Annotated in this window: 10 protein-coding genes; 2 read left to right on the forward strand and 8 right to left on the reverse strand. The window is 37.9% G+C overall.

Translation table 11 applies throughout. The annotated features are described in order from the left end of the window. Window positions 1-260: 260 nt before the first annotated feature. A complete protein-coding gene (gene helD / locus V7164_RS05600) occupies window positions 261-2,525 on the forward strand; it encodes an RNA polymerase recycling motor HelD (RefSeq protein WP_335353574.1) in 2,265 nt (754 codons plus the stop codon). 110 nt (window positions 2,526-2,635) lie between these two features. Here the strand turns inward: helD and V7164_RS05605 are convergent, their stop codons facing one another. The 7 genes from V7164_RS05605 to V7164_RS05635 form a co-directional block, all read right to left on the reverse strand. After that, on the reverse strand, window positions 2,636-3,028 hold the full coding sequence (locus tag V7164_RS05605; RefSeq protein ID WP_335348447.1) for a VOC family protein: 393 nt from the start codon (window positions 3,026-3,028) through the stop codon (window positions 2,636-2,638). 18 nt (window positions 3,029-3,046) lie between these two features. Next, window positions 3,047-3,220, reverse strand: coding sequence for a hypothetical protein (locus V7164_RS05610; protein WP_335348446.1), 174 nt, complete (start codon window positions 3,218-3,220; stop codon window positions 3,047-3,049). 135 nt (window positions 3,221-3,355) lie between these two features. Beyond that, entirely contained in the window at window positions 3,356-3,487 is a 132-nt protein-coding gene (locus tag V7164_RS05615; RefSeq protein WP_335348445.1) for a hypothetical protein, read from the reverse strand. A 4-nt stretch (window positions 3,488-3,491) separates the two neighbouring features. Further along, window positions 3,492-3,848 (reverse strand): VOC family protein, encoded by a 357-nt coding sequence (locus tag V7164_RS05620; protein ID WP_335348444.1) that lies wholly within the window; start codon window positions 3,846-3,848, stop codon window positions 3,492-3,494. A 47-nt stretch (window positions 3,849-3,895) separates the two neighbouring features. Beyond that, window positions 3,896-4,669, reverse strand: a complete 774-nt coding sequence (locus V7164_RS05625; RefSeq protein ID WP_335348443.1) for a helix-turn-helix transcriptional regulator — start codon at window positions 4,667-4,669, stop codon at window positions 3,896-3,898. Window positions 4,670-4,689: 20 nt separating this feature from the next. Beyond that, window positions 4,690-5,106, reverse strand: a complete 417-nt coding sequence (fosM, locus tag V7164_RS05630) for a FosM family fosfomycin resistance protein (protein ID WP_438823996.1) — start codon at window positions 5,104-5,106, stop codon at window positions 4,690-4,692. A gap of 210 nt (window positions 5,107-5,316) precedes the next feature. Then, complete coding sequence (locus V7164_RS05635; RefSeq protein WP_335353576.1) at window positions 5,317-6,069, reverse strand: vWA domain-containing protein; 753 nt, start codon at window positions 6,067-6,069, stop codon at window positions 5,317-5,319. 189 nt (window positions 6,070-6,258) lie between these two features. Here V7164_RS05635 and V7164_RS05640 point away from each other — a divergent pair, with 189 nt between their 5' ends. Further along, on the forward strand, window positions 6,259-7,416 hold the full coding sequence (locus tag V7164_RS05640) for a pyridoxal-phosphate-dependent aminotransferase family protein (protein ID WP_335353577.1): 1,158 nt from the start codon (window positions 6,259-6,261) through the stop codon (window positions 7,414-7,416). Between the two features lie 45 nt (window positions 7,417-7,461). On the opposite strand, the gene V7164_RS05645 is transcribed toward V7164_RS05640, so the two are convergent. Continuing rightward, window positions 7,462-8,178, reverse strand: coding sequence for a mechanosensitive ion channel family protein (locus V7164_RS05645; protein ID WP_335353578.1), 717 nt, complete (start codon window positions 8,176-8,178; stop codon window positions 7,462-7,464). Between the last annotated feature and the right edge of the window lie 327 nt (window positions 8,179-8,505).

Here is an 8,505-nt window from a genome sequence, read left to right on the forward strand (position 1 = left end):
TTCCTCTTTTTCCTTTTTCGGTAAATGAACAGCTCTTTCTTTTACCGCGGGATTCCTCTTTTTCCTTCTTCGGTAAATGAACAACCTTTTCTTTTTACGTAATTCCGTTATTTGTTACTGTGATCTTTCCAATTACGATCATCGCAATCATTGGAAAAATATTGCTTCCTATGGATTTTTCTGATAATATAAATTTCTTATCACTCATGCTCCAACGTACTTCCCCATTGCGGCTGAAAATGAAATGGGAGGAAGATTGAATGTCATCTCAACAACACCCCGATTTTCCAGCAGAAATTCAACGATTAGATTTTACGAAAAAGTATATGGATGTCGTCATCAAGACCGCTGAATCAAGTAAAGACCAGTTTCAAGAAAACATGAAGGAGGCTTTCCAAGATGTAGACTGGCTGGAATCGAGCTTAAGCTATTCTTCACTATTAACGAATGCCAGATTTTTCGAAATGTCTCGTGATGAATTAAAAAGCTTAAAAAACGCTCGAAACAAACCTTATTTTGCCAGAATTGATTTTCAAAGACAGGATCTTAAAGACGAGGAAATTCTCTACATCGGAAAGACTTCCTTATATTCAAGGGAAAATCAGGAGCAAATCATTGTGGATTGGAGATCACCGATTGCCAATCTTTATTATGAAGGCAGACTTGGCGAGGTTCATTACGATTCCTACGAGGAAAGCTTTAACGGCTATTTATCTTTAAAGCGGCAATTTATGATTGAGGAAGGCAAGCTCGAAGAAATTCGTGATATTGATTTAACCACGACAGATGAATTACTTCAAGAATCGCTTTCCAAAAGCTCAAGCAACCGCCTTACAGAAATTATCTCAACGATACAGGAAGAGCAAAATCGAATTATCCGGGCCGACTTAAACAAGCCTATTATTGTTCAAGGGGCTGCCGGCAGCGGAAAAACAACGATTGCCCTCCACCGGATCAGTTATTTTATTTATCAGTACAAGGAAAACTTTGCACCAGAGCAGCTGATGATCTTAGCGCCAAGCCGCTTGTTTATAGATTACATATCTGAAGCGCTGCCTGAACTAGGTGTTGAGAGAGTTCGGCAAACCACTTATCAGGAATATGTGCAAGTATGCCTTGGTCAAAAGCTTAATATGGTCAATAATAATAAATTGGTTCGGCTGCTGGAAGAGCCCGAAAGCAAGGATTCCCAAATTTCAGCTTGGATTTCATCAGCAAAGGGATCTCCCATTTTCCATGTAATTTTATCCAACTACCTAACAAGTATTTATAAAACATTTTTTCCTACGGAAGATTTCGTAATCGATAAATTTCGCCTATTCAGCTACAAGAAGTTTATTCATCTCTTTAAGACCGACTATAACTATCTTCCTCTTTTTAAAAGGCTGGATAAACTAAAGGCCGTTTTGCAAAATGACGTGGCGAAAAAGAAGAAAAACTTAATTAACAAAATCGAAACCTTTTATGATGAACGGATAGAAAGTGCTCTTTATCGTGGAAAGGATCCGGAGAGAAGGAGACAGTATGTTTCTTATGCACTAGACAAAAAAGCACTAAGGCTTGAGGAAATCAGAAAGGCCATTCGTAATGCTGTCCCTGCCTATATGAAAAAGTTTCCGAAAAAAACGCTCCTACAGTATTATCACGAGCTTTTTAATGATCCTATTAAGCTTTGCCAATGGGCCGAGGGCGGTCTCTCCGAACAGGAAGCAGAATTGTTATGCGAGTATAGCCAGACCCTTTTTGCAAAAAAGAAATATGAAAGAGAAGACCTTGCTCTGTTGCTTTATTTGCAGGTAAACCTTTTTGGCATTCCAAAAGAGTTTAAAGCCAAAAATATTGTCATTGACGAAGCACAGGATTACAGCTTCATGGAGCTGCTATCCCTTAAGAAAGCACTTGATACTGATATGTTTACGCTAGTGGGTGATCTTGCACAAGGAATTCATTCCTATAGAGGCTTAACATCGTGGAATGGAGTTTTAGAGGACATTTTTCCGCGAGCTACCTACACAGAATTGCAAAAAAGCTACCGAACAACCGTTGAGATTATGGAGAAAGCAAACGAGCTTTTAAAGCTTCTTCCCTACTCTTTTCCGAAAGTTGAACCCGTTGTCCGGCATGGAGAACCGCCTAGGTTTATAAAAAGAAAAATCGGAAAAGAACTTGTTCATCAAATTGAAGAGCAAGTAACTAGTCTAAAAGAGGAAATCTATAAAACTTTCGCGGTCATCGGCAAAACCATGAAAGATTGTCAGCTTCTTTATTCGCTTTTCGAGAAGCATTCAGATGAACCTGTCACACTGCTCGCAGAACAAGCAAAGATCCCGAAAGATGAAATTGTGATTGTTCCATCTTTTTTAGCAAAGGGGTTGGAATTTGACGTTGTTATCATAATTTCACTTGAAGAATCATTCTGTCGCGACTCTGAACTAGATATTAAGCTTCTTTATGTGGCCATGACAAGACCACTGCATCGGTTGTATTTTTATGGAGAAAGGGATGGGGATTTTATTATTGCGTAAATTAATCTGAACTTTTTTCAAAATTGAACAAAATTTAGAACAGGAAAAATCAGGACTTCTATTAATTGGAGTCCTGACTTTTAGTTTTCCCTTCGTTTTTTGCTCATTTTCTAAACATCACCTAAGATCGATTTTATCTTTTCTTGCTTCTCATTCTCATCCAAATACTCAAATAAGCCCAATTGGTTTCCCCATGAGTCTTGAAAGGTCCCCCATTTAGCAGGAACACCTTCCCTTTCGAATATCTCAAATTCCTCTATTTTTAATTCCTTCACTAATCTATCTCTTTCTTTTTCCAGATTTGAAACACCTAATCGGATCGGGCCGCTCCCCTCTGCAGGAAATCCTTCTGCCACTTGCAGCCAACAGCCGGGAATGACCTCCCATTCGGCAAAGCCTTGATGAGGACTAAAATCAGGTTGCCTATTTAATAATGTTTGGTACCATGTTTGGCCTTTTTCGAAATCATTTACTCTGATTTGAATCGTTATTTCATAAACCAATCTACTAGCCCCCTCAACCTAAAAGCGATAATCCTCTTTGCACACAATACCATACTCAAGGTACATCTTTAACAAAGCCAGTGCTTCTCCCCATCCAACTGCACAGCCTATACAAGCTGAAAGATCGGTGGAAGATGTGGAATAGCCAGCCTCTTCTAAAAGTAAAAGTGTTCCTTCTTGATAAGGCTGCATTTCAAACTTTACAGTAGTTGGATTTTTGCCAGGGGACTATTGAAAGAAAACAATCTATTCGGAACGGAGCCAAAATTTCCCCGCCGTCTTCAATATCCTCTTTATTTACACCGTAGTTGGACCATCTTAAGGTTATTATCCCTTCCCATTCTCATCCAAGTGTAAAACTGTATGATCTGTAAACCATGCATTCCAGCCCTCTGCCGTAGTTAAAGTTTCATAAACCTTATCTAAGGAAGCCTTTATGTATGTTTGATGATTAATCATTATCTCACTCGGAAAATTCTACAATTTCAATTTGGTTCCCCACAGGGTCTTCAATGATCGTGTAACGGCCAGGGGGGCAAGGTCTTGGTTCATCAAACAAAATTTTCACACCTTTAGATTTAAAATCAGCGATATCCTTGTCAAGATCCTTTGACAGTACACCTAATAGTACATTTTGCTTTGGCTCCTGATAAGCCTCCTCGTCTTCCTCTAACACAACTGGTATTTCATCATGTTTAAGACTAACAATCTTATCTCCATAATATTTTGAAACCTCGAAACCTAATACATTAGTATAAAAACCAACGGACTCTTGAAGATTTTTGACACGAACAGTAAGCACACAAACTTTATTTAACATGACATCTCCTCCTTCTTTAAACACCATTTTACCGAAAAATTAATCATTTAATTTCTTCTAGATTGCTCATTTTCAAATAAAAGCATTGGCAAATTAATTAAAATAGGCGGGTCATAAGGCATTGGTTCTCTTAAATTAATAGTTACTTCCGCTATCGTTTCTTTTTTAACTTTAATTGCATGATCAAATTTCCCTCGCAGTGATTTATTCAGTACGAAATAATCTTTCGGGTTTTTGCTCCAATGAATGGCAGCAGCCAATATGAAAAAGGTGCCTTCCGGAACTTTGGAAAAAATATATGTTCCTCCATTATTCAAAACACCTCCCAAAATCGGCCTTTGGTCAGGTATTGGGCGTGGAAACAGTCCAACAAAAATTAATCCTTTAAATGTTAGGGGTGAGTTTATATGACAAGTGATTGTTGAGGATACTGTTAGTTGGGATGGATAACCGCTCTTGTCATTGTATTGATGAATATAGTGATATAAAAAATCAGATTTGGTCTTAAATTGGTTTGGGGATTGTCCTACAAATTGTTTAAAACGCGAACTAAAAGACCCAATACTTTTATAGCCTACGCTTAATAAAGATTTTAGTATCGAGTTCGATGGGCTTGATAAAATCTCCTTGCATGCCTCAATCCGTAATGCAGATAAAAAATGTCTAGGTGTTACCCCTGTCACTTCCTTAAAACCTCTTAAGAAATGATAAGTACTATAGCCGAATTTAGCAGCTAACTCTTCTGAAGTAATTTCTTCCTCCAAGTGATTTTTCATATATTCAATCGACTGCTCAACAGCATTAAAAAGTTCCTTATCCATTCCTCTCACCCTATTTCATTTTAGAGAAATTCCATATGCCTTTTTTCTTTCTTGTAATATTCCAATCTATCCTGCAAAGTCCCTGTATGTAACTCAAATTTATGACCGTCTGGATCTGTAAAATAAATCGATTTCTTATCCTTTTCGTCTCTTGGACGACTAGGAAGGATATTCACGTTTAGCTCTGTTAATTTTTTATACATAACTTCGAAGTCTTTTTCTTCAATGGTAAAAGCAATATGCGTATAGGAATGGGCTATTTCATTTCTAGGAATATCCTTCTCCACATTTAACGCCAGCCACATTCCATTAAAATCAAAGTAGGCAGTGTTTCTCCCCTTCACTAATAGCTTGGCATCAAAAACTTTCTGATAAAATTCAATAGACTTTTCTAAATCTGAAACCGAGAATAAAAAGTGATTTAAACCCTTAATCATCAAGAAATCACCTACTCTTGCAAAATTTATATTAAAGCTGACTATATTCAGCTATCAGATACTTGTTTGGGTTGGCATTTTAGCATTTGTCAGCCAATTCGACCTGTTTGTCAGCCAATTTAGGGATTTGTCAGCCAAATAAGATACTTTATCAGCCAATTCCACCACTTTGTCAGCCAACCGCTCAAATTCAATGAAACGAACCCCTATCTACCTATTAAATAACCTGTTCCAAAACCCCTTCTTTTCTGGCTCTTTTTGCACTGGCTCATTTAACTGCGGCTCTGTGCGATTATCTACCAAAATACCTTTTTCCTTCGCTTCCTTCAGCCAGCTTGGAAACTCATTTAATAGTGAATAATAGAGTTGATCATCAGACATTTTATCAATTTCCTCAATATGCAGGAAATTAGCGTTATCCACAATACGGCCTTCCATTGAATCAATTTGCTTTAGAAAGTCAAAATTCCCATTTCCTATCCCAACAAACTGCCAGAATACCGGATGTTTTGCAGAGCTTTCAATAATGGGCTTGATCGTTTTCTTACAGCCGCCATCATTAATAAAGACAATAAAGGCTGGATCCATGCTCGGTTCTTCATCGATATATTTTTTTATTACATCCTTCATAACAGGAGGTTCGTCATTTCGGCCAAATTTATGGATCAAGTCATTTTCCGAAATAATTCGATTAACATACCCATCAAAATCTCGTTCCGTTACCGGCTTTAATCTTGAGAATTCATTATCATACACCCAAACATCCAGCATTCCGTCATCATCAAACTGTGAGGCAATCGCTAATATTCGTTCAACCACCTTCTGCACTGTTCCATTTTTATACAATGTTCTCATTGATCCGGTGATGTCTAGAACTAAACCAACTCGCGCGGTTACCGTTGTTAAATTCTTCTTTTCTAACACAATCTTTACACTTTTTTTCTGCAAATCTATTGTAGCCATTAGACCCCTCCTGTTTTATTAAATAAATTTCTTAACCTTAACTAACTTTTACCAATATGGTACTATTATAATTAGAAAATTGGAAATATGGTAACAATATAAGCTTTAATAGAGGTGATCATAATAGTGGTTAACCTCGCGCCTTTAGGCTAAAATACTCAATAAATAATCTTTACTGGAGGGAAAATTATGTATAAAAACATTTTAAGGCACCCAGGACCTACACCTATTCCAAAAAAAGTTCAACTAGCCATGGCTGAAGATATCATTAGCCATCGTAGTGAAGAGTTTGTTCAGTTATATCGTACAACAACCAATCGTGTGAAGACAGTTTTTGGTACGGAACAAGATATTTTTCTGCTGCCGTCTGGTGGTACTGCTGCTTTAGAGGCTGCGGCAGTTAACACGGTCTCGGCTGGAGAAAACGTTGTTGTTATTACAGTTGGGGCATTCGGGGACTACTTCGTTTCGATTTGTGAAAAATACGGATTTAATGTGCATAAGCTTGAAAAAGAATGGGGCCAGGCTTGTACAGAGGAAGATCTAGCGGAATTCCTAAAGCCCTTGAAAGATGTGAAAGCTGTTTTTGCTACATACAACGAAACATCAACAGGTATTTTGAACCCAATCGAAAAGCTAGCTAATGCAGTTCGTACACACTCAGATGCACTTTTTATCGTTGATGGGGTTAGCTGTATTGGCGGAGCACCAGCGGAAATGGATAAATGGGGCATTGATATACTCGTAACAGGTTCTCAAAAAGCAATGATGCTGCCGCCGGGACTGGCTCTCTTAAGCGTCAGCGACAGAGCTTGGAAAGTCATCGAGAATAATAAAACCCCAGCATATTACTTAAATTTACTGAGCTATCGCGATTGGGCAGCAAAAGGCATGACACCTAACACTCCTGCGGTTACTCTTATTTATGGATTAGCTGCTGTCTGTGACCTTATCGAAGAAGAAGGAGGATTTGCACAAACCGTTGCCAGGCATGAGCTTATGAAAAATATGGTTCGTGAAGCCATGAAGGCGCTAAACATAGAGCTATTAACGAGCGATGAATATGCATCACCAACCATTACGGCGATCCGCACCCCTAAAGGTCTGGATCTGGCACAGTTTCTTAAGCACCTAAAGCAAAAGTACCATTTAGATTTTGCTGGCGGGCTTGGACACCTGCAAGGAGAAATTTTCAGGTTCGGCCATATGGGCTATTGCTTCCCAAGTGATGTTCTCCAAGCCGTTTCCTTAATGGAGGCCGCATTACAAGACTTCTCTTACTCCTTTGAACCAGGAGCTGGGATAAAAGCGGCACAGGAAGTATTTTTAACTGCTAACCAAAAATAGATATATTGAAAAAGTCTGCTTCTAAATGAAACAGACTTTTTCCCATTATGCCTGGCTCTCCGCCAATGATTTCTCTTGTTCGAGAATGTCCATGATTTTGTAATTGAACACTTCTTTGATTTTTAAATACTCTCCCCATTCAACTGTAACTGTAAAAAAGTTTATAAAGATCTCCATTTCCTTATATTGGTCAAAGGTAACGTAGATTGTGTCCTGATGAATATCCGGGTTATTTTTTAGGTAGTTTTCAATTTGCTGGACAACAGATTTTAATTTTTCCTGTGAAGTATCCTGTGGCAGCTTTAAATTAAAGGTAATCTGCCTCTTCCCTGCTTTGCTCCAGTTCATAATTGCCTCATTCGCCAAAGTAGCATTAGGAACAGTCACAAGCGCCTGGGCAAAGGTCCGTACCTTTGTACTTCTAAAGCTTATATCCTCTACAATTCCTTCCACACTGTTTGTCTTAATCCAATCACCTATTGAAAAAGGTTTTTCCGTAATAATTATGATCCCGCCGAATAAATTACCGATCGCATCCTTTGCAGCTAATGCAAAGGCTAATCCACCTAAGCCTAACCCCGCAACAAAGCCATTGACATCGTAATTAAACTCCTGGGCAATCACGCTTATACTGATCGCCACAATCAAAAATTGCAATGCCTTAGATAAAAACGGAATCAGAATTTCATCAAATTCAATATTATATTTAGAGGCATTTATCTTTTTAAAAAGCAATGAAGAGGACGAAGAAAGATTAAGCAACCCCCAGCTAATAATCAATATAATCGATGATCTGATAATTTTTAAAAATAATGGATTTGCATGATTGAAATAAGGAAAATACTGCACAGAAAAGTAAAGCCCTGTAATAATAAATAGCCACTGAGCAGGTTTTTCAAAGGCTATAAGAATTTGGGATAAAAATTCACCAGGCGCTATTCTCCCTATCCTTACCAAAAATGCAAAAACGTATTTTACGAAAATTTTCCTAAAAAGAAGAAATAGCAAAAAAATCCCGATAGATATCACAATTGCCTTTAGATTTTCGTATGAGGTAAATATCTCCAAGAACATAATTCAGTCGAACCT

The organism is Bacillus sp. JJ1474 (assembly GCF_036965225.1).
Lineage (GTDB): Bacteria > Bacillota > Bacilli > Bacillales > Cytobacillaceae > Cytobacillus.

Coding starts and splice junctions, on each gene's coding strand:
- helD (WP_335353574.1), top strand. CDS start 261: ATGTCATCTCAACAACACCCCGATTTTCCAGCAGAAATTCAACGATTA.
- V7164_RS05610 (WP_335348446.1), bottom strand. CDS start 3,220: ATGCAGCCTTATCAAGAAGGAACACTTTTACTTTTAGAAGAGGCTGGC.
- V7164_RS05615 (WP_335348445.1), bottom strand. CDS start 3,487: ATGATTAATCATCAAACATACATAAAGGCTTCCTTAGATAAGGTTTAT.
- V7164_RS05620 (WP_335348444.1), bottom strand. CDS start 3,848: ATGTTAAATAAAGTTTGTGTGCTTACTGTTCGTGTCAAAAATCTTCAA.
- V7164_RS05625 (WP_335348443.1), bottom strand. CDS start 4,669: ATGGATAAGGAACTTTTTAATGCTGTTGAGCAGTCGATTGAATATATG.
- fosM (WP_438823996.1), bottom strand. CDS start 5,106: ATGATTAAGGGTTTAAATCACTTTTTATTCTCGGTTTCAGATTTAGAA.
- V7164_RS05635 (WP_335353576.1), bottom strand. CDS start 6,069: ATGGCTACAATAGATTTGCAGAAAAAAAGTGTAAAGATTGTGTTAGAA.
- V7164_RS05640 (WP_335353577.1), top strand. CDS start 6,259: ATGTATAAAAACATTTTAAGGCACCCAGGACCTACACCTATTCCAAAA.